The following is a 21,721-nucleotide window of genomic DNA, read 5'->3' on the forward strand; positions in this document are numbered from 1 at the left end:
CTGTGTAACAAAAATAACCGCCTTCCGGCGGTTATTCTGATTGTTTTATGCATTTGTAGATGTGCTGCGCATTTGCAACCAATCTCTAGCGGCTTCAGCCTCAGCAACACTCAGGCGATGACCTTGGTTGCCCCAGTGTGTTGTCACCTCTGCGCCTGCCTTCTGTAAAATAATCTCCAAATCCTCAGTCTCCGAAGAAGCGATAAGCGGATCATTTGTACCTGCTCCAATGAAGATAGACACCCCTTCAAGAGAAGGAAGCGCTACATTCCGCAGCGGCACCATCGGATGCAGTAGAATTGCGGCGCGGAAAACCTCCTTATAGTGGAACAGCAAGCTGCCGGCAATGTTTGCACCGTTAGAGTAACCCACGGCTACCAGATTGTTGGCATCAAATCCGTACTGCGCTGCGGCATCGTCCAGAAACTGCTTAATCTCGTGAGTACGGAAGATTAGATCGGCTTCATCGAACACCCCTTCAGCCAGCCGCCGGAAGAACCTCGGCATACCATTCTCTAGAACATTCCCTCTGATACCCAGAACTGATGAATCTGGAGATAATAACCCTGCAAGCGGTAGTAAATCTTGCTCATTGCCCCCCGTACCGTGGAATAATACAAGCGTGGGCTTCGTTATATCCTTACCTTTATGAAATACATGAATCATCCCTGCTTCACCTCAATTTCTCTTATTTGAATAGGACTTAAATTTTCTTCGATAGCCGTACGATGCGGTTCATACCAAGAAGGCAGCATCAATTTCTCGCCCAGAGCATCCGGTGCCTCATCTCGAGCAAAGCCTGGAGGGTCTGTAGCAATCTCGAAGAGGATCCCCCCTCTTTCACGGAAATAGATCGCATTGAAGTATTGGCGGTCTTGAACCGGTGTTGGATGATGTCCATGGCTCTGTACATGTTGCCCCCATTCCAGCTGCTCAGCATCATCTTTTGCACGCCATGCAATATGGTGAACCGTACCTGTACCTCCTGCACCTAGCGGGATTGGCGTTGTCTTCAGATCAATAATATTACCCAAATCGCCAGTGGTTCTGTAACGACTATATCCGTCTCCATCCGCGATATGCTCCATTCCCATCGTATGGACAAGCGTCTCTGCCGTTTGCAGCGGATTGTTGCTGTAGAGCACAGCGCCACCGAACCCTTTGATCGCATGCTCGGTAGGAACCCCTCCGAAAGACCACTTACTAAGCGCTCCTTCCTCACGTTCCACAAGGTCAATACGTAAACCGTCATAATCAGTGAAGGATAGATAGGTTTCCGAGATTCTATTGCTGAGGGTGACCGAAATTTGATATGCAGCAAGACGTTGTTTCCAGAATGCCAATGAGCCCACAGGTATTGCATAAGTGGTTACACCGACCTGTCCAGCGCCAATTCTACCTTTACGCCCCATGGAAGATGGAAAGAATGTAATTATCGTCCCCGGTGCACCCTGTTCGTTCCCAAAATATAAATGATAAACTTCCGGAGCGTCAAAATTAATCGTTTTCTTCACCAGCCGTAGTCCTAGAATACCGGCGTAAAAATCAACATTACGCTGAGCATCGCCAACAAAAGCTGTAATATGGTGGATTCCTGCAGTTTGAAGTGTCATTATTATAAACCCCCTTCTTAGTTAAAAATCAAGGCATCCAGAGAAATCGAACCCGGCCCCGTAAGTGCTATACCTACCGCAACCACAAGTACTGTGAGTGGAAACTCAATACCGTTTGCAGTAGACCAGAAGCCATTTGGCGCATGAACCTTAATGATGGCTCCAAGCATCGTAGCAGCGATTAACACTGCTGCAACAGGAGTTAGTAGCCCTGCCGCGAACATAAATCCACCCGCCAGCTCTAGAATACCTGCTAATACCGCCATCGTAACGCCTGGTTTAATGCCTATGGACTCCATCCAGCCGCCTGTACCCTTCGGGCCATATCCGCCAAACCATCCAAATAGCTTTTGTGCGCCATGTCCGATAAACGCAATCCCGATCACTAATCTCATCAATAATATTCCTACACTTATCATGGTTAATCCACTCCAATTTTCTTTGATTTAATTATCTTAATATTAAGATATATGGTAAATTTTTTTGTCTACCAGCGGCAAGAAGCAGCGAACTGCTTCTAACCTTATAGAAGCGCTCTTCCTAATGATATTTCAGCGCTCTATACACCTTTACCTAACTTCTTCAGTAAATCGATAGCCTGGCCCTTCTCTTCCTTATCCAGTCCATGCATTAGATCATGAATCGAAGCCACATGACGCGGGAAAATCTTATCGAACAGCTCACGCCCTGCATCCGTAATTTCCGCATAGGTCACGCGTCTGTCCTCGCTACACGGAACACGTTTCAGCAGACCTTTCTTCTCCAGCTTGTCGATATTATAGGTGATGCTTCCACTCGTAACGAGAATCTTCTCCCCGATCTGTTGCAGTGGAATACGGGTCCGGTGATACAGCACCTCAAGCACCATGAATTCGGCAGACGCCAGCCCGTAACTCTTCATATCCTTCACAGCTTGATCCATCAAGCTTCTGTAAGCCTTAGATAATACAACAAATAACTTTAAAGAAGACGCCTGATCCATCTCCGTAGTATTCTCTGTATTACGAACATTCTCTTCGGTATTACTCATCAATTCCACCTCCAGTTTGACAGCGATGTTGTACAATCTAAAGTAAATGTCTTTATGTTAAATATCTTTAAGTTAAGATAACTATACTTCCTCACACTACCTTTGTCAACCTCGCCACTTAAAAAAGATAACATAAGGTGCTTAACGAGCTATTAATGTTCTTTCTACGAATTTTTAAGAGCGTGATGAAAATCACTCTAAGTTTGACCTGACCCTTAAAACGGCGTATTCTTGTCTTTACGAATGACTATTTAGTAAGCGATTTCACTTCTCTCAAAGGAGGCAACCTGATGGTGGAGGAACATGCTGGTGCGCGGCGCGTGCTGATCGTAACAGCCGTAGCCGCAGAGCGAGACGCGGTCCTGCGCGGCCTGCAAGGCAGCGACAGGTTCCATGTGATTGCTGCCGGCGCAGGTACGGCAGCAGCGGCGGCGGGAACCGCCGCAGCACTCGCAGCCGGATCTTACGGCTGCGTAATCAGCGCCGGGATCGGCGGCGGGTTCCCGGGGGTGGCCCCTTTAGGCTCGCTGGTCGTTGCCAGCGAGATGATAGCCGCCGACCTCGGGGCCGAGACGCCGGAGGGCTTCCGCAGCGCTGCCGAGCTTGGCTTCGGCAGCGTGTCCGTGCCGGCTGACCGCGGCACGGTACAGGCGGTTTCGGCCGCGCTGGCAGCGGCCGGACTGACCGTAAGCACGGGGACCGTGCTTACGGTCTCGACGGCGACCGGCACCGCGGAGACGGGCGCCGCCCTCATCGCGCGGCATCCTGGTGCCGTCGCGGAGGCGATGGAAGGCCACGGGGTTGCCGTGGCCGCTGAGGCGCTGGGGCTCCCGGTACTGGAGCTCCGCGCCATTTCGAACCCGGTTGGTCCCCGCGACCGGTCCGCCTGGAAGATCGGCGATGCAATGGAAGCATTAACGGCGGCAGCCGCTATACTATTGGAGGTGCTGTAATGACAACTGAGCTTAATATCGCTTTTTCCCCTTGCCCTAACGATACCTTTGTATTCCATGCCTGGGCACACGGGCTTGTCCCGAATGCACCACAACTGAATGTAACCTATGCCGACATTGATATTACCAACACACTTGCTGCTAATGGAGAAGGCCCAGAAGTCCTTAAAATCTCCTATGCCGCCTTACCATGGGTTCTTGAGCGTTACAAACTGCTGCCATGCGGCGGCGCACTGGGTCGCGGCTGCGGGCCGTTGCTCCTTACCGCAAGTGGCCCAACAGCGATCAAACGTCCCGAAAAGCTAGCTGGACGCCGGATTGCAGTGCCTAGCGAACGCTCTACGGCTTATCTACTTTTCAGATTATGGGCAGCACAGCATATAACGGGAGGCATCGGTGAAATCGTCGTCATGCCTTTCGATGAGATCATGCCTGCTGTACGTGATGGCCATATCGATGCCGGACTTGTAATTCACGAAGCCCGCTTTACTTACGCATCTTATGGTCTTAATATGCTGACTGACCTAGGCAGCTGGTGGGAAAGCGATACTGGCCTGCCGATTCCACTCGGCGCGATCATTGCTCGCCGCGATCTGGATACCGATGCAATCACTGGCTCGATTCGCAGCTCTCTTCAATATGCATGGGATCATCCTACTGACTCTAGAGACTATGTGCTTAGCCACGCACAAGAGTTAGCTCCAGAAGTGGCAAAATCTCATATTGATCTCTATGTGAATGAGTTCTCGATGAACTTAGGCGATGACGGCTACGCTGCAATCTCTGCCTTACTAAATCGTGCTGCAGCAGAAGGACTTGTACCTGCCATCGACCCAGAATTACTTCGGTAGCATGCACTAGGTATTCTTAACACACTCTAAAACTAGACATAGCCTAAAATCCCCGGTTACACACATAAGGTGTCCTCCGGGGATTTTGTTTATTCTAAGCAGCAGTTGTTGCGATTGCCTTCAATCCATTATTTGGCATAGCGGAGCGATGGCTATACAATAGACCTATAAATAGATTCTATGAAGGAGGATCACATGATACCTGAAAACAATAGCAAGCAAAACATCGATCGATTTCTCGGCTTTCAAGCGGACTATGACCGCTACCGTCCTGAAGCTCCTCCCCTGATCATCAAGCTGCTGACCGACTACTTAGGCAGCACACCTTCAGTCGTCGCAGATATAGGCTGCGGCACGGGCTTGTCTACTTTTCTGTGGAAGGATGTCGCGGACCACGTAATAGGCATTGAACCGAATCCAGATATGCTGGGAAAAGCAATCGATAAATTAAGCCGGATAGAAGATCCTCAATCCATCACTTTTGTACAAGGTTATTCTAACCAGCTTCCACTTGCAGTGGACAGCGTAGACATAGTGACCTGCTCACAGTCATTCCACTGGATGGATCCTGAAAGCACACTTCGAGAAATCTCCCGGGTCTTGAGAACAGGTGGTGTCTTCGCTGCCTACGATTGCGACTGGCCTCTCCCCCTTCAACAGAAGGTAGAAGAACGTTACAACCAACTGATCTCCAAATCCGAGGAACTGCTCGCCTCACTCTTACCTGATGCTGAGAGAGCACATAAATGGGACAAAGAAGGGCATTTGTCACGGATTCAGGCTAGTGGAGCTTTCTCTTTTGCAAGAGAGATCGTATTTCATAATCTTGAATCCTGCGATGCGCAGCGCTATGTAGGACTCGCTCTAAGTCAAGGCGGAATACGAACCGTGTTGAAACAGGACGCTACCTTGCTCGATCAGGACATTGCAGACTTCACAGCTGCGGTTGAACAACATTTTCAAGGACGCACCCTAGAGGTTCTGGTCAGCTATCGGATGAGAATCGGCATCAAATAATCTCAGCACTTAAGCGCAAAGAACGCCCCGATTTTCCTTATAGGAGGAAAGTCGGAGCGTTTTTTTATTTATTTGACTTCTTCCATGAACAAATTTAGGTTCTCAACGATTTCCTTAGATCTGGAATGGTGTAAATAATGTCCGCCCTCAAATGTCATCACTTTTCCATGCACAGATTCCTTAACTTGCCCTTCATGCAGAGGAATCCAATCTTTCACGGTTGTATTATTCGCTTGTATAAAGAATATAATGGGAAGATTCTTGTCGAATTTCAACCCTCTGGCTGCGACAAAGTTAGGATATATATGTTCCATTTCATTTAAGGTAGTGGAATTATTCATATTTTTGAGCGATATCAATTTCATTTGTTTTTTGGTCTCATCATCAAATGGCAGTCCATCATAAGGGTCACCGCTTAATTGCAATCCCAATCTAATGATACCTGAGTCTTTGAGCAGCTTTAATTTTTTTATCGGGAATTTAACATCCATACCGCCTTGCTCAGGAACACTACTATCAACCCCTACAAATGCACTCACTTCGTTTGGATATTTCTTCGCATATTCCAATCCGTAAATACCTCCAATGGAGTGACCCATTAGAATATATTGGTCAATGTTTAGATTCTGTACGGCTTCATGAACCTCACTTATGATATTCGCTGTAGTTCGTTCCTTATCGGTCTCATCACTTAATCCATAACCAAACGGCTCAACCGCGACCACTTTGTAAAATGGTGATAACTCATCAATCAACGGCTTAAAATCAAGTGCTGGCGCTCCAGTTCCAAAGCCCGGGATAAGTACAATAGTCTGCTTCCCTTGTCCTTGGATCAAAACATTCATACTTTTTCCGTCAACAGGAACTAACTGACCATATTGATGTATTTTTTTCTGATCAGATTTGTTGCTAATCACATTAACTGTATAAACAACAGCTAGAAAAAGCACGATCAAAATCACGATTGCTCCTAATATTTTTAGCAACAAGTTACGTACTTTATGCTTTTTCTTTTCATTCCCCGTTTTTATTACTTCTGTTTGTGTCACCCTCATCTTCTCCTGTCCTATTCTATTTATTATGTCGCCTTAACGTTTCGCTAATGAGATCTTAACCAACAATGATGTACTCCTCATGACCACAATATGAACTAAATATGAATAGGCAAAAAAATACTACGGCAGCGCAAGCAAGAAATCTTACCTGTGCTACCGTAGTATGAACAATGAGGCGGGCGTTCACCCCCTCGCAAAATATCCTTGAACGCTAATTATTCTGTGGGCGCTATAATTGGTAAGGTGACGATGAAGGTCGTTCCTTGGCCAGGTTCGCTTTCCACTCGGATATCCCCTTTATGAAGCGATACGATCTGTTTAACAATGGCTAGTCCCATCCCGCTACCACCATACTTGCGACTGTGGGAACGATCAGCCTTAAAGAAGCGTTCAAATATACGCTCTTGGTCCTCGGGAGAAATACCAATGCCAGTGTCGGATATTCGGACGGATACATTGTTCAAATCTTGTTTGATGCTGACGTTAATCACACTGTCATCCTTGGAGAATTTGATACTATTTCCAAGGAGATTCGTCCACACCTGACTTAACAAATCATGGTCAGCCCATACGACTACTGGTTTCAAATCAAGCTCAAAACTGATGTTGCGCGCCGACCATTGGGGCTGTATCGCCACAATTACTCGTCTGATCTGTTCGTCAAGACTGAACGTGATAAGTCGCAGTTGTTGGGATTGTGATTCAAGCACACTCAGCTTTAACAGACTATCGCTCATCTTGGACATCCGCTCCGCTTCAGCAATAATAATATCGAGATAACGATTCCGTTCATCCTCTGTGAGGGCAACTTTCTTGAGCGCAATAGCATAACCAGATATGGAGGTGAGCGGAGACTGAACCTCATGTGACACATTCGTTACGAACTCCCTGCGCATTTGCTCAAGGTGCTGAAGATCGTGCATCATTTCCTCGAAGCTATTAGCCAAGGTACCTAGCTCACCCATCTGCTTAATATTCAATTCGACATTAAAATCCCCAGTTGCTATACGCCTAGTTGCCTTTGTAAGCCTTTTGATCGGTCTCACTAAGAACATAGAAGCGACCAAAATTAATACACTTCCCGTTATTAACGAATACGCCAAAAAATTAAATAGCAGATTCCTCGTAGAAGACAAAGTAGGAGGCACAAGCGGCTCCACAAACATCGCCTTCGTTCCCATTTCAGTTTTCAAAGGTAGTCCTAAGAGGTTGGAAGAACCTATACTCGGTTTTACTTGAACAGCTTCACCAGCCAATACTTTCTTTAGTTGCTCCCTAGTCACGGTAGCAGGGCTCTCTCCATTAAGCTCTCCGTAGGACCGGTAATGGCCGTTCTTATCGTAAATTCGAATATGATAGGAATCCAGCTGCTTCATTCCACTAACAAGAGCATCCGCTTCATGTAACGGTAAGGTTTCGTATATCCGGGCGATGTCCTGACCAAAGCGAAGTAAAGGAATTCGCAGGTTTTCGTTTAATTTATCTTGGAATACCCAAGTTGTCACAAATAGAGAAATCAATGTCCCTCCAATCACGGAGACCAGAAAGGTCAGAACAACACGTGTATATAAGGATTTGATCATTCGTAGACCTCAAACCGATAGCCAAGCCCCCGTACCGTTTCGATTCGAAAATCAGTTGCAGACGCAAATCGTTCACGTAGACGCTTAATATGTACGTCTATCGTTCGATCATCTCCAGCATAATCAATTCCCCAAATCTGATCGATTAACTGCTCGCGCGTATAGACTTGCCCGGGTGTTCCAGCTAGCTTATACAGCAATTCGAACTCCTTAAGCGGCAACGTGAATGACTCTGTTCCTCTCATCACCTTATAGGTTTGCCGATCAAGGACGACGTTGCCGAACTGGATCGTCTGGGTGGAACCAATCTTGTATCGCTTCAATAAGGATCTAACACGAACCGTCAACTCCAGCGGATCGAATGGCTTCGTCAAATAATCGTCTGTTCCCAGTTCGAAGCCCTTCACCTTCTCCCAGGTTTCACCTCTGGCAGTTAGCATAAGTAAGGGAAGATCTGGATTGGCTTTTCGTAGCTCTTTGCATAACGTCCACCCATCCATAACCGGCATCATGATATCGAGTACAACAAGATCAACCTGCTTTGAGGCATAAACGGCTAACGCTTCTTTGCCGTCTGCAGCTTCGGCTGTATCAAATCCGTCGTTACGTAGAAATAAACAGACGAGTTCGCGAATGTTCGCGTCGTCGTCAGCAACTAGTATAGTAGGCATTGCGTCCCTCTTTTCAGATATTAAAAGAGCGTCTAACACGGTAATCCGTATGTAGACGCTCTTCTACTTACTTTCCTCCCCTATATAGGCTGAACAACGAACATAACAAAAAGCGATTAGGAATGGAGGGGAATATTGGAACTGTAGGAGCGTTAGCGACAGCCTTTGTTTGCGGATTTCCACCGCGAAGAGCGATACCAATCAAGAAATCTGCAAACAACAGCTGCCGGAAGTCCAATGATTCTCCGCAGAGACTACTCAGCTTTAAGTTTTTAACATTAGTTCAGTCTAGATAGCTTACTTCTTATTCATCTTAAACTTCAGGAAGAGCTCATTGTAATGAGCAAGCATCCGTTTCCCAAGGTTATCATACACCTCAAGCCGATCCGTAATCTCGGCAGGCGGGTAGAACCGGGTATCCTCGGAGGTTTCCTTCGGAAGCAGCTCCAGCGCAGGAATGTTAGGTGTGGAATAACCTACGTATTCTGCATTCTTAGCTGCTACATCTGGGCGAAGCATGAAGTTAATGAACTTATGTGCTCCATCCACATTATCCGCCGTTTTTGGAATGACCATGTTATCGAACCACTTGTTCGAGCCTTCCTCAGGCACTACATAATCAAGCTTATCATTCTCGTCCATGATCTCTGAAGCATCGCCGGACCATACAATTCCGACAGCAGCCTCTTCATTGGCAAGCAGCATCTTGATCTCATCTCCGACAATCGCCTTAACGTTAGGAGATAGCTTATTCAGCTTGGTCAGCGCTTCTTGCAGGTGAGCTTCATCCCGGTCATTAACGGAATAGTGTAGGCTGTTCAAAGCCATACCCATTACTTCGCGTGCTCCATCCACCAAGAAAATGTTGTTCTTCAGCCTGCTGTCCCAGAGGGAATCCCAGCTGGTGAAGTCCATCCCCTTGGTCATTTCAGGGTTGAAGATAATCCCGACAGTTCCCCAGAAGTAAGGCACGGAATACTTGTTACCAGGATCGAAGGAAAGATCCATAAACCGCGGATCAATATTCTTTAGATTCGGAACCTTGCTATGATCCAGCGGTATTAGCAAATTTTCTTCTTTCATCTTGGCGATGGCGTAATCCGAAGGAATGACTACATCAAAAGTAGTTCCACCCTGCTCCACTTTTGTTAGCATAGCTTCATTAGAGTCAAAGGTTTGATAAATGACCGTTAATCCGGTTTCCTTTTCAAATTCCTTGAGCAGATCAGGATCGACATAGTCACCCCAGTTATAGATAGTCAGTGTATTCCCTCCGGAATAGCCCTCTCTTGAGTTCATCCAGGAGCCTAAGTACATTAGCGCAAATGCCGTGATTACAATCGCCAAAAAAGCATTAATCAACTGTTTCATCTAGGCACCCCCGCTTCCGCTACAGGCTCCGCCACGGCCTCCGAGGTATTGGATCGGTTCTTCTTAAGAGTCAGGAAGTAATAACCGACAACGAGCAATATCGTGAACAGGAAGATCAGTGTCGACAACGCATTAATGGATAGTGACACCCCTTGCCGGGCTCTGGAATAAATCTCAACTGATAGCGTCGAATAACCATTACCCGTTACGAAGAACGTAACTGCAAAGTCATCCAGTGAATACGTAAGTGCCATGAAGAATCCACTAAAGATCCCCGGTTTGATAATCGGCAGAATAACCTTAGTCAGAACATCCTTGCGGCTTGCGCCGAGGTCACGTGCGGCATCCGTTAGTGAAGGACTCATATCCTGTAAATGCGGCAGAATCATCAACACGGCAATTGGTACACTGAACGCGACATGCGAGAGCAGGACGGACACGAAACCAAGCTTGATGCCTGCAATGGTGAACAGGATCAGGAACGATGCACCGATAATGACATCCGGACTAACGATCAATACGTTGTTCAAAGATAACAAGGTATTTTTAGCACGGCGGTTTTGTACACTCTTAATGGCCAGTGCACCAATAATAGCGATAAGCGTGGCGATAGCCGAGGACAGAAGCGCGATGACAAGCGTGTTGATCATGATGATAATCAGACGTGTATCCTGAAGGACCTCACGGTAGTAATCCAGCGTAAAGCCCTCGAACTTGTGCATCGTCCCCCCGCTGTTGAACGAATAGTACATCAAATAGAAGATTGGCGCATACAGAACAGCGAACACTAGCACTAGGTACAGATTGGAGAACCCGTTTTTATTTCTCATTCCGCACCCCTTTCCGCGATCCGCCGGTAATAATCATGAACAGCGCCATAATAGCAATCAGAAACACTGCAACCGTGGAGCCCATGCCCCAGTCCTGTGTGACCAGAAAATGCTGCTCAATCGCAGTACCGAGTGTAATGACCCTGTTGCCTGCAATCAGACGAGTAATCATAAACAGGGACAGCGCTGGTATGAATACCGCCATACATCCGGAACGTACACCCGAAATGGTCAATGGAAAAATAACGCGCCGGAACGTCGTCCAGCCTGAAGCACCCAGATCACGTGCCGCATCCAGCAAGGATAAATTAAGATCCTCCAAAGCGCTGTAAATCGGCAAGATCATGAATGGGATAAAGATATACACAGATACAAATACAAAGCTGAAGCCCGTAAACAAAATTTGTTGTTCTCCGATTCCAAGCAGATCAAAGAAATTGTTGATTGGTCCGAACGTACCAAATATGCCGATAAAAGCGTAAGTTTTTAGCAGCAAATTAATCCATGTTGGTAAAATAATCAGCAATAACCATAACTGCTTATGCTTCGTTCTCGTCAACAGATATGCTGCCGGGTAGGCGACCAGCAAAGAGAATGCTGTAATCAAAAACGCATACCAGAATGAGGTCAGCGTCATTTTTAAGTACACAGGTGTAAAGAAGTTCACGTAGTTATCTAGCGTAAGATGCCCATCCAGATCAAATAGAGAATAATAGATGACAAGCAGCACTGGTGCGATTACAAACAAGGCGATCCAGAGGTAATAAGGGATGAGATAATACGATCTGCCCTTATTCTTCATGACTCTCCACCTCGGCGTAAGCTTCCAGACGTTTGTCGAACTCTTCCTCCGTTTCACCAAAACGCATAACATGAATCGCTTCCGGATCAAAATAAAGGCCAATTTCACTGCCTACAGTCGCTTTACGTGTAGAATGCACAAGCCATTCATGTCCGGATTCATCATAACAACTGATTTCATAATGGACACCCCGGAACAACTGGGAATCCACTCGCACACGTAGCTTACCCTGTTCCAATGTTGAAATTTCCAAATCCTCGGGGCGTATAACAATCTCCACAGATTCGTTTGGTTTAAGACCGGCATCAAAACATTCAAAGCGGCGCCCGTTAAACTCCACCAGATAGTCTTCAATCATTACACCCGGAACAATGTTGGACTCGCCAATAAAATCAGCCACGAAACGGTTAATTGGCTCATCATAGATATCGTTAGGCGTGCCGCTTTGTTCGATTTTTCCTTTGTTCATGACAAAAATCCAGTCGGACATCGCGAGTGCCTCTTCCTGGTCATGTGTAACAAAAATAAAGGTAATGCCAAGCCGTTGCTGCATTTCTCGCAGTATGTACTGCATCTCTGTTCGCAGCTTCAGATCGAGCGCAGATAGCGGCTCGTCCAGCAAAAGAACCTGCGGCTCGTTCACAATCGCACGAGCAATGGCCACGCGCTGCCGTTGACCACCGGACATTTCGTTAATAGCACGCTGCTCGTAGCCCACAAGGTTAACGAAACTTAGCGCTTCCTGCACCTTCTTCGTGATGACGTCTTTCTTAAGCTTCTTAATGCGCAGTCCGAAAGCCACATTCTCGAATACGTTCAGGTGTGGAAACAGTGCGTAATCCTGAAAGACCGTATTGACCTGCCGCTCATTGGCTGGAATGTGGTTGATCACTTTACCGTTTAAATAGATAGACCCGCTTGTTGGCTCTGCGAACCCAGCGATCAATCGTAGAATAGTCGTTTTACCACAGCCTGATGGACCAAGTAGTGTATAGAATTTGCCGCGCTCTATCTCAAAGCTGACTCCTTTTAACACCGGATCTTCGTCGTCATATTGCTTGGTAACCTCTTCAAATGAAATAATGGTGCCTTCCTGAATAGCTATAGCTAACAACCTCCCTGCCTAAAGTATCACAATACTATTTTACCCGCATCTCGCGGAGAACAATCGAATGGGCATGCTCAGCGCTAATAAGCGACAATTCCTCCTCTCATTCGACACTCCAATAGATATAGCATATTAGATTGTACCATTATATGCGATAGCTTACATGGATAAGGAATGCGTAAACTTAACAACTTTGTAAAATATCCAGTCCTCCAAGCCTTTTTCAAGGTGTTATAATGAAAACGAACTGAAAGACCAGACAGTTTTTTCATTTTTTCCGAAAGAAGATGAATGATAATGAACGAGGGGTTACAAGACCGCCTTGAAAAATATGGTTTCTCACTTTACATGATACGAATTACGCTGGCTGCTTCACTCTCATGGGTGGCCGTACACAGCATATATGGTAGCCAATATTTATACTTCGCACCCCTTGCGGCTATCCTCATCACCCAAGCCAGTGTTAAAGCATCGCTAGAAAAAGGAATCTACCGCCTGATCGGCATTATTCTTGGCGGGATCGTTAGCCTAATTGTTGGCCAGTTTTTTGATGTAGGCGGGCTTTCTATCCTGCTCATTCTACTCATCGGGATTGGCATCGCTACGGCCTGTAAGATGAACATTCAAGCTGTTTCACAGGTGGGTGTTACTTCCGTTCTAGCACTTACTTTTTATCAGAATGACTACGTGCTTTGGAGAATAGGGGAAACATTTATCGGCGTGTTAATCGCCCTGGCCATCAATATGATTATCGTGCCGCCGAACAGGTTCGTCAAGGTAAAAGCATTGGCATTCGAAGGAAGTCTTCTACTTGCGGATGCATTAAAAGATCTCGTAGGCGTAAGACGCGATTCTCCGAAAGACAATTTGCTGGAGGAAGCAGGTAAACTCCTGTCGAATAGCAGCCGGGAACAGAAGGAAATGTTCTATACCCTCACACATTATCAGTGCCGGGGTGAACTGAAGGGGCTCATACAGGCTACCTCACACCTAAAAAGCATTCATTCCTACGTCAAAGACATTGCCGACGATATTCGTCTTCTGCCAGCGCATCATGCCTCTTCGGACTGGATGAAGGATGTGCTGGAGTCAACCGCAGATTGTATTGCTCTTTATGGAACCAGAACCTTATCAGAGGCCGAATGCCAACGTTCTCTTGCCGATTGTATAGAGCGTGCCCGTGACCTGCAATTGGCCAGTTTCTCTGAACTACAAGGGAATTGTTCGCTATCAAGCATTCGTGATCTTGGTGCGGTCTTCAGTCACTTAAACCGGGTGTTGGAGGAAGTAGAGCGTGCTAAATCTGCTACTTATGCTGTAGCCACTCGGCCCTCAACAGCTGAAGCCGCACGCGCTTTACGTTTTATTAAAAAGGGACTCTCCCAGAAGCTATAAGCTCCAGGAGTGTCCCTTTTGTTATTGCTCTATTAGACATAATGCCCTCTTACGTTCCTGATTACTACAACCATTGCACAAGTTAACTAAACCGACTGCTTCGCGGCACGCCCTATCCTCACATTCACCAGAACAATGCTGCTAACAATAAGGAGTAGACCAATCACAAGATTTAAAGTAATCTGCTCATTTAAAAAGACTACGCTAGTACCTATCGAGATCAGTGGGATTAAAAAAGTAAATGATCCGACCTTCCCTGCCTCTCCCTCGTTAATCAGCTTGAAATAAATCAGCCAGCCTAGCGCAATCACAAAAATAGCGATAAATAAGGTATCCACGATAAACGTTCCACTCCAGGTGATATCCGACCACTTCTCCGTAGCAGATCCCGAGAGTAGCAAAATGATACCACCGATCGTTATTTGCATAGCGGTCATCCATAGCATATCCACGCGCACAGCATTTCGTTTCATATACACCGTTCCTAATGCCCAGCTCAAAGCACTGGCTAAAGCAAGCACAATTCCCCCTATAGAGATGCTTCCGTTAAGTCCTCCAATACTGAGGGAGCCTACTCCGATAAACCCTAGCAACAGACCGGCCATTTTGAGCCCGTACATGCTCTCTCCTAACCACAGCCATGAAAAAATGCCCAGCAAGACCGGCTGCAGAAATACAATGGACGAGAATAATCCTGCGGGTACATACTGCAAGCCAATCGTCTGAAATCCATAGTAAAACACGATACTTAATATAGCCGAGGTCAGATAGATCGGCCATAGCTGCTTGAAGCGGAGCTCCTTCATCTTAGGAAGTGCAATTAGAATAAGAATGAATCCGCCGATGACGGTTCGGATACCTGCAAATAATAAGGGCGGAGCGTAGTCTAAGGCGATTTTCGATATAGGCCAATTTATGCCCCATACCATCACCAAAAATATAAGAAGGATGATGCTTTTCTTCTGCTGATTCATGTATTCACTCCTTGGTGTAGATTCATCACAAATGATACAATAATTAAGAATATAAATGAAATGAATAATACTCATAAGGGGCATATCATATTTGTTATGAACAATACTCAAATTCGTTTGTTCGTCAAAATCGCGGAAAGCGGTAGTTTTACCAAAGCTGGTGTAGAACTGAATATGACTCAGCCTGCTGTCAGTCGAGCAATTTCCTCTTTAGAAGCTGAACTGGATGTAAAGCTATTACTTCGGGATCGGCGGAGCGGCCTAATGCTTACTGACATTGGCAAGCGCATCCTTGTTATCTTTCGTGAAATTCTAATGGGCTTCGATAAGGTCAATCAGGAGATTTACGCAGAGAGGGGACTTGAGAAAGGAAGCATTCGGATTGGGGCTTTTCCTGTAGCATCTGCCTATTTTTTGCCGAAGATTATTAGCTCTATCACTGCACGATATCCGAATATCACGATCAGCCTGCAGGAAGGCTCTATCGCCGAAGTTAGAGAATGGCTGGAATCCAAAGAAATTGATGTTGGCTTATTGCTCGCTCCCAGCGAGGCCTTTGAAACCATCCCACTATATAGAGAAAAGCTGTACGCTGTTATCAGAGATGATCATCCTTTGCACGAGCGTTCGGTTATAGGTGTGAGTGAATTAGCGGGTGAGCCTATGCTGATCTGTAAAGCAGGCTATGAACCACCGGTAGTAGATTTATTCCGCAGAAGCAGCAGCTATCTGAATGTAAAATATGTGGTTAATAACTATGCAACAGCTCTTAATATGGTTCAAGAGGGGCTGGCTGTGGGTGTGATGTCTGAGTTATCATTGTTATCTTTACCTCCAAATGTAGTAACCCGCGAACTGCAGCCTGACGCCTACAGAGATATACATATCGCAGTTAGTTCGCTTGCCGATACTTCCATTGCTGTGAAGATGTTCGTGGAGACAGCTCTGGATCTTTTTACTAAGCCTAAAAAAATAGATGATGAGGAGTGCTGAGAATGAACTTTAAAAGACTTGGTAATAGCGGATTACAAGTATCCGCATTGGGACTGGGTACAAACGCTTTTGGTAAAAGGGCGGATCAAGAAACCTCCATTCAAATTGTACATGCTGCGCTGGATCATGGCATTAACTTTATCGATACCGCTAATATTTACGCCGGCTCCGAATCTGAGCGGATCATCGGTTTGGCCTTGGAAAGTAGAAGACATGAGGCTGTTCTCGCCACTAAAGCAGGCTTAGTTAAGAATGACGGACCTAACGGAAGCGGCTCCTCGAGGCCCCATTTGATGCAGGAGCTAGAAGATAGTCTTCGCCGCCTAAAAACGGACTATGTCGATCTATACCAGATCCACACCTTCGATCCCAATACGCCACTTGAAGAGACGTTACGGACCTTGGACGATATGGTATCTTCGGGCAAAGTACGCTATATCGGGGCTTCCAACTATACAGCATGGCAATTAATGAAGGCGATTGGAATTAGTGAGGCACGGAGCTTCGCCAAATATATTTCAATTCAGTGCAGCTATTCCTTAGCGGATCGGACCCCGGAGAATGAGCTTCTCTCCCTTTGTCTTGATCAAGGTGTAGGGATTATTCCTTATTTTCCTCTGGCGGGCGGAATTCTCACAGGCAAATATAATTCAAGCGGTTCTGCACCTTCAGGGTCCAGAGCAGATACCGATCCTAATTTCAAAAGATTCCTGAATCATGAACGGATCGAACTGGGGAACAAAGTGAGGCAGATCGCTGAAGAACTGGGAACCTCTTCTACTGCACTTTCCTTAGCTTGGCTCATGAATCGTCCTGCCGTCTCGACAGTTATTGTTGGGGCTACCCGCGTAGAGCAGCTGGAGCAGAATTTGCATAGTACCTCCATTCAGCTTAATGAGGAAACTACGAGCAAGCTGGATGAGGCAAGTGATTCCTTCCGCTTTGGCGAACCTTTCGCCTTTTATCGGCTCCCATAATTTGAACTATTACAATGAAGGAGGGGAGTGTTATGACATCACATACAACGGCAAGCATTCAAGTGATGCTTGAAGAACATAAGGATTTTTTTAATCGTGGTGTAACTAAAGAGATTGCTTTTAGACTTAGTCAGTTACAAAAACTTAAAGACAGTATTAAACGATATGAGAGTCGAATTATCACTGCCTTAGAACAGGACTTAGGAAAAAGTGAGTTTGAGGCTTATGCCACAGAAATTGGCTTCACCTTGGACAGCTTAGGTTACATGATGAAGCATCTCAGACGTTGGGCGAAGCCCGTAAAGGTTAGATCACCACTGCATTTATTTCCTGCGAAGAGTTATATCTTAAGTGAACCTTACGGTACCGCGCTCATTATAGGTCCTTTTAATTATCCATTTCAGCTGCTGATCGAACCGCTTATAGGCGCCATTGCCGCTGGAAACTGCGCTGTCCTCAAGCCATCAGAGAGCACACCATCTATCACGGCTGTTATAGAGCAGCTCATTCAGGAGACCTTCGAACCCCAGTATATTCGCGTAGTTCAGGGGGAGAAAGAGACCACCAATCTGCTGATCCATGCCAAGTTTGATTATATTTTCTTCACGGGCAGTGTTCCGGTCGGCAAAATCGTGATGGAAGCCGCTGCGAAGAATCTAGTGCCTGTAACCTTGGAGCTTGGCGGGAAAAGTCCGGTCATTGTCGACACATCCGCCAATCTTGATGTTGCAGCGAAGCGAATCGTATGGGGAAAATTATTAAATGCCGGTCAAACCTGTATTGCCCCCGATTATTTGCTCGTTCATAAGGACATTGCTAATGAATTGATCACCAAAATCAAACATCAAATTACTGAATTCTATGGTCAGAATGCGTTGCCGAATACAGATTATGGCCGGATCGTAAATGAGCGCCAGCTGCAAAGACTCACCAGTCTCATTGAACGGGATCAGAAAAAGGTGATTATGGGCGGAACCGTCATTTCAGAAGAACGTTATATTGAACCTACACTAATCTATCCTGCGGCTTGGACTGACGCTTCTATGGAAGATGAGATCTTCGGTCCGATCCTGCCCATATTGGAATATCATCAATTGGATGAAGCTATCCGGAGTATTAACGAGCATCCAAAACCACTTGCACTTTATCTGTTCACAGCCGATAAAAATGTTGAACAAGAGGTGCTTTCCCGAGTCTCATTCGGAGGAGGCTGCATCAATGATACGATCTCGCATGTGGCGAACGCTAGCTTGCCGTTTGGTGGGGTAGGGAACTCTGGAATCGGCGGTTATCACGGGAAGCACAGCTTTGAAGTCTTTTCCCACCGTAAAAGCATCGTCAAGAGAGGCACACGAATCGATCTCGGAATTGTGTACCCACCCTATGGGAATAAGATCAAGCTAGTCCGGAAAGTATTGAAATAAACAAAGCAGTAAACCTCCCATGACTGGGAGGTTTACTGCTTTTCAGGGAACGACTTTTCACTATTTGTACAGCTGTACCAATTCCTCTACATGTAACTCCGCGGTAGAAGGAAACCATAGCTCAGCAATCTCTTTCAAGGATGGACTTCCGGCTCCAACGGACCTCATACCAGCGGCTTTGATGGCGGCTATCCCCTCCGCTGTATCTTCGATAGCTACGCAGCAGTCAGGTGATATGCCCAGCATCTCGGTGACTTGTAAATAAATTTCCGGATCCGGCTTGCCCATACGGATGTTTTTAGGGTCAGCAATCGCCTGAAACAAGTGTCCGATCTCCAAGCGTTCAAGAATCATCATCGCATTCTCATTGATTGAAGCCAGCCCGACAGCGATTCGCTTATCTTTCAAATCAGTTAGCAGATGATGGATACCAGGGTGCAAATCATCTGCTGTCATTTGTTGAATCAGCTGCTTGTACATTTCGTTCTTCTTATTGCATAGCATTCCTTTTACCGGTTGGGGTAAATTCAGGCCGCTTCCCTCCAGTAGGATCTCTAAACATTCCATTCGACTATGGCCCTTCAGACGTACATGCTTCTCTCTATCAAAAGAAATCGCCAGCTCATCGGCTAAGGCTTTCCAGGCCAGATAATGATACTCACTAGAATCGGTAATAATCCCGTCCAGCTCGAAAATAACAGCTTCAAGCTGCTTCACATTTGAAAGGGACACCGGCTTCTTTACAGTTAACTGCACCAGGCTCCCTTTATGTAGAATTTCAACCACTTCACCTGTCAGTAGTGTATAGATCACTACCTTACTATCAACATAAATATCCAATAAATGCCCACCGCTTGTTATTTTAAACCGATAGCTGTCCCATTGTGCTGGCAAGGCAGGATTAAAGGATAGCATACCGCCACATAAGCGCATCCCACCAAATCCATTTACAATCGACAGCCAAGATCCTGCCATAGCAGCAGTATGCAGTCCGTCCTTCACATTGCGGTTGATATCATCTAAGTCCATCCGTACTGTGCGGTCAAAGTAGGCGTATGCCCCCGTTAAATCACCAATCTCAGCAGAAATAATACTGTGAATGCACGGTGACAAAGAAGAATCATGTGTCGTTAGCGGCTCATAGTAATTGTAATTCCGGATCTTATCCGCCAAGCTGAACTGATCACCTAACAGAAACATGGCCATTACCAGATCTGCCTGTTTGAGCACCTGATGGCGGTAAATCACCAGCGGATGGTAATGAAGCAGAAGTGGGTATTTATCCGCTGGCGTATGTTCAAAGTCCCACTTCTTCTTAGTCAGAAACGTATCATCCTGAGCATAGATGCCAAGCTCCTCATCAAAAGAGATATACATTTTTTCTGCGGCGACCAGCCAATCACCAGGCTCTTCCTCAGTCAGACCAATCTTGCGCTTCAGTCGTTCAAAAGGCTCCGGATACTGCTTTCCTAACAGTCTGGCTATCTCATATGCGTAATAGAGTTGATCCCTTACCATAAGATTAGTGTATGCATTATTGTTAACGATAGCTGTATACTCATCGGGACCCGTCACCGCGTCAATACAGAACGCACCCTCCCTGGCCGGATTAAAGTGACCCAGATCCACCCAAAAGCGGGAGGTCTCAAATATCATTTCCGCCCCCTCCAGGACAAGAAACTCATAATCGCCAGTTGCCCGCACATACTGTTTAATGGCATAGGCTATATCCGCGTTAATATGCATTTGTGCCGTTCCTGCCGGAAAATAGGAAGAGTTCTCAGCCCCATCTATGGTGCGCCAAGGATATAGTGCTCCCTTCTGAGACATCACTGCTGCCCGTTCCCGTGCCTTATCTAACGTAGCATAACGAAACTCGAGTAGCTTCCGGCTAATCTCCGGCTGTGTAAATGTAAAAAAGGGTATCATATACATCTCGGTATCCCAGAAATAGTGACCTTCGTATCCTTCACCTGTCAGGCCCTTGGCCCCAATATTCGTAACCCCGTCACGTCCTACGGATTGCAGCAACTGAAAAGCATTAAAACGGATACCCTGTTGAAGCGCAAGATCGCCCTGAATCTCCACATCGGTATGTGCCCAGAAATGATCCAGAAAAGCCCGTTGTTCATGAACAAGCGCTTCAAATCCACAATTCTCCGCCAATCGTTGTACTTCTAAGCACCTGCTCAACAGCTCGTCTTCTATATAATCCTTAGAAGTGTGATACGAAATGTACTTGGTCAGGGAGATCCTTTCCCCCATCACCACTGGTACAACCCATTGCATGGATAATCGCTGATCTTCTAGCTGCATGAGCCTTTCATATCCAGAGCTACAAGTCAGACTGTGACTTATCCCTGTTAAAAGAGCAAACCCGGTATGCCGCGTCCTCTGCTTCATCCACAAAAAGGACTGCTCGAGCTCATGACCGGTTTCGACTAGCAGCAAATTGGGTTCCTTACTCCCTGATCCCAGCCGGGGGTCATCCGTGACCTCCGGTCTTTGAATCTCACCATCGATCGATGAATTAAACGTTAGGGTTCCCTCAAAATTCAATGCCTTAACCTCGTAATCTATGGCCGCTAAATGTTTATGCTGCATGGCCACCATCCGACGAATGTTCAGCTGTACCCTGTGTCCGGCAGGAGATTCCCATTCTACCTGCCGATGCAAGATCCCATTTCGCATATCCAGCTTCCGTTCATAACGGTGCACTTGCCCACTGTTCAACTGAAAGGTATGACCCTCAATGCTGAGCTCAATAATCTTGGCGTCCGTTACGTTCAGCATGGCTTGGTTGCGGGAAGGATACCCATAAGCTCCCTCTGGATAAACAATAGGCTCAGAATCAAAAAATCCATTCAAATAGTTCCCTGTTACAGATGAGCCCGAGTGGCCATGGTAACCTTCCTCGAAATTACCGCGCATGCCAATGTATCCATTACCAAGAGCAAATACACTTTCGCTTCTCTGATTGTTCTCTTCATCATAAGTCTCCTCATCAAGACTCCACTCCCGGTAAGGATACACCGCAGCCGGATGTACGTATGGTTTCATCTTCATCTCTCTAT

At 46.3% G+C, this 21,721-nt stretch carries 20 protein-coding genes; 7 read left to right on the plus strand and 13 right to left on the minus strand.

What is annotated here, in order from left to right; genetic code table 11:
• Window positions 1-45: 45 nt before the first annotated feature.
• The 4 genes from MHB64_RS29220 to MHB64_RS29235 all read right to left on the minus strand — a co-directional run bounded on the left by MHB64_RS29220 (window position 46) and on the right by MHB64_RS29235 (window position 2,643).
• Window positions 46-666 carry an alpha/beta hydrolase gene (locus MHB64_RS29220; RefSeq protein WP_341135932.1) on the minus strand — a complete coding sequence of 207 codons (621 nt, stop codon included), beginning with the start codon at window positions 664-666 and terminating at the stop codon, window positions 46-48.
• Window positions 663-1,613 carry a ring-cleaving dioxygenase gene (locus MHB64_RS29225; RefSeq protein ID WP_094868337.1) on the minus strand — a complete coding sequence of 317 codons (951 nt, stop codon included), beginning with the start codon at window positions 1,611-1,613 and terminating at the stop codon, window positions 663-665. The genes MHB64_RS29220 and MHB64_RS29225 overlap by 4 nt, the downstream gene beginning before the upstream one ends.
• Before the next feature lie 17 nt (window positions 1,614-1,630).
• Window positions 1,631-2,032: a DoxX family protein gene (locus MHB64_RS29230; RefSeq protein ID WP_094868338.1), complete on the minus strand. Its 402-nt coding sequence runs from the start codon at window positions 2,030-2,032 to the stop codon at window positions 1,631-1,633.
• Window positions 2,033-2,172: 140 nt separating this feature from the next.
• Entirely contained in the window at window positions 2,173-2,643 is a 471-nt protein-coding gene (locus tag MHB64_RS29235) for a MarR family winged helix-turn-helix transcriptional regulator (RefSeq protein WP_280787328.1), read from the minus strand.
• Window positions 2,644-2,933: 290 nt separating this feature from the next.
• Between MHB64_RS29235 and MHB64_RS29240 the strand changes: the two genes are divergently transcribed.
• The 3 genes from MHB64_RS29240 (at window position 2,934) to MHB64_RS29250 (ending at window position 5,464) form a co-directional block, all read left to right on the plus strand.
• The gene (locus MHB64_RS29240; protein WP_341135933.1) at window positions 2,934-3,596 is read left to right on the plus strand and encodes a futalosine hydrolase; all 663 of its coding nucleotides are present in this window, start codon (window positions 2,934-2,936) and stop codon (window positions 3,594-3,596) included.
• Window positions 3,596-4,447 (plus strand): 1,4-dihydroxy-6-naphthoate synthase, encoded by an 852-nt coding sequence (locus tag MHB64_RS29245; RefSeq protein WP_094868340.1) that lies wholly within the window; start codon window positions 3,596-3,598, stop codon window positions 4,445-4,447. The genes MHB64_RS29240 and MHB64_RS29245 overlap by 1 nt, the downstream gene beginning before the upstream one ends.
• Window positions 4,448-4,642: 195 nt before the next feature.
• Window positions 4,643-5,464 (plus strand): class I SAM-dependent methyltransferase, encoded by an 822-nt coding sequence (locus MHB64_RS29250; RefSeq protein WP_094868341.1) that lies wholly within the window; start codon window positions 4,643-4,645, stop codon window positions 5,462-5,464.
• 68 nt (window positions 5,465-5,532) lie between these two features.
• Here MHB64_RS29250 and MHB64_RS29255 read toward each other — a convergent pair whose 3' ends face one another.
• From MHB64_RS29255 to MHB64_RS29285, 7 genes are all read right to left on the minus strand, one after another.
• Complete coding sequence (locus MHB64_RS29255) at window positions 5,533-6,513, minus strand: alpha/beta hydrolase (RefSeq protein WP_042192697.1); 981 nt, start codon at window positions 6,511-6,513, stop codon at window positions 5,533-5,535.
• Between the two features lie 221 nt (window positions 6,514-6,734).
• Window positions 6,735-8,102, minus strand: a complete 1,368-nt coding sequence (locus tag MHB64_RS29260; protein WP_094868342.1) for a sensor histidine kinase — start codon at window positions 8,100-8,102, stop codon at window positions 6,735-6,737.
• Window positions 8,099-8,773, minus strand: a complete 675-nt coding sequence (locus tag MHB64_RS29265) for a response regulator transcription factor (protein ID WP_094868343.1) — start codon at window positions 8,771-8,773, stop codon at window positions 8,099-8,101. The genes MHB64_RS29260 and MHB64_RS29265 overlap by 4 nt, the downstream gene beginning before the upstream one ends.
• 297 nt (window positions 8,774-9,070) lie before the next feature.
• Window positions 9,071-10,144: an ABC transporter substrate-binding protein gene (locus MHB64_RS29270; RefSeq protein ID WP_094868344.1), complete on the minus strand. Its 1,074-nt coding sequence runs from the start codon at window positions 10,142-10,144 to the stop codon at window positions 9,071-9,073.
• A complete protein-coding gene (locus tag MHB64_RS29275; protein ID WP_094868345.1) occupies window positions 10,141-10,974 on the minus strand; it encodes an ABC transporter permease in 834 nt (277 codons plus the stop codon). Before MHB64_RS29275 ends, MHB64_RS29270 begins: the two co-directional genes overlap by 4 nt.
• Window positions 10,964-11,776, minus strand: coding sequence for an ABC transporter permease (locus MHB64_RS29280; protein ID WP_042192705.1), 813 nt, complete (start codon window positions 11,774-11,776; stop codon window positions 10,964-10,966). The genes MHB64_RS29275 and MHB64_RS29280 overlap by 11 nt, the downstream gene beginning before the upstream one ends.
• A complete protein-coding gene (locus tag MHB64_RS29285; RefSeq protein ID WP_094868490.1) occupies window positions 11,766-12,875 on the minus strand; it encodes an ABC transporter ATP-binding protein in 1,110 nt (369 codons plus the stop codon). Before MHB64_RS29285 ends, MHB64_RS29280 begins: the two co-directional genes overlap by 11 nt.
• Window positions 12,876-13,181: 306 nt before the next feature.
• Here MHB64_RS29285 and MHB64_RS29290 point away from each other — a divergent pair, with 306 nt between their 5' ends.
• On the plus strand, window positions 13,182-14,279 hold the full coding sequence (locus tag MHB64_RS29290) for an FUSC family protein (RefSeq protein WP_280787334.1): 1,098 nt from the start codon (window positions 13,182-13,184) through the stop codon (window positions 14,277-14,279).
• A gap of 86 nt (window positions 14,280-14,365) precedes the next feature.
• Here MHB64_RS29290 and MHB64_RS29295 read toward each other — a convergent pair whose 3' ends face one another.
• Complete coding sequence (locus MHB64_RS29295) at window positions 14,366-15,253, minus strand: DMT family transporter (RefSeq protein WP_094868347.1); 888 nt, start codon at window positions 15,251-15,253, stop codon at window positions 14,366-14,368.
• Between the two features lie 96 nt (window positions 15,254-15,349).
• On the opposite strand from MHB64_RS29295, the gene MHB64_RS29300 reads away from it, so the two are divergent.
• Genes MHB64_RS29300 through MHB64_RS29310 form a run of 3 tightly spaced genes read left to right on the plus strand, consistent with a single transcriptional unit; the run spans window position 15,350 to window position 18,647 of the window.
• The gene (locus MHB64_RS29300; RefSeq protein WP_341135934.1) at window positions 15,350-16,246 is read left to right on the plus strand and encodes a LysR family transcriptional regulator; all 897 of its coding nucleotides are present in this window, start codon (window positions 15,350-15,352) and stop codon (window positions 16,244-16,246) included.
• A 2-nt stretch (window positions 16,247-16,248) separates the two neighbouring features.
• Window positions 16,249-17,223 carry an aldo/keto reductase gene (locus tag MHB64_RS29305; protein ID WP_341135935.1) on the plus strand — a complete coding sequence of 325 codons (975 nt, stop codon included), beginning with the start codon at window positions 16,249-16,251 and terminating at the stop codon, window positions 17,221-17,223.
• A gap of 32 nt (window positions 17,224-17,255) precedes the next feature.
• A complete protein-coding gene (locus MHB64_RS29310; RefSeq protein WP_341135936.1) occupies window positions 17,256-18,647 on the plus strand; it encodes an aldehyde dehydrogenase in 1,392 nt (463 codons plus the stop codon).
• Window positions 18,648-18,707: 60 nt separating this feature from the next.
• Here MHB64_RS29310 and pgmB read toward each other — a convergent pair whose 3' ends face one another.
• Window positions 18,708-21,713 carry a beta-phosphoglucomutase gene (gene pgmB, locus MHB64_RS29315; protein ID WP_341135937.1) on the minus strand — a complete coding sequence of 1,002 codons (3,006 nt, stop codon included), beginning with the start codon at window positions 21,711-21,713 and terminating at the stop codon, window positions 18,708-18,710.
• Between the last annotated feature and the right edge of the window lie 8 nt (window positions 21,714-21,721).

This window comes from Paenibacillus sp. FSL K6-2859 (genome assembly GCF_038008265.1).
Lineage (GTDB): Bacteria > Bacillota > Bacilli > Paenibacillales > Paenibacillaceae > Paenibacillus_AQ > Paenibacillus_AQ nitricinens.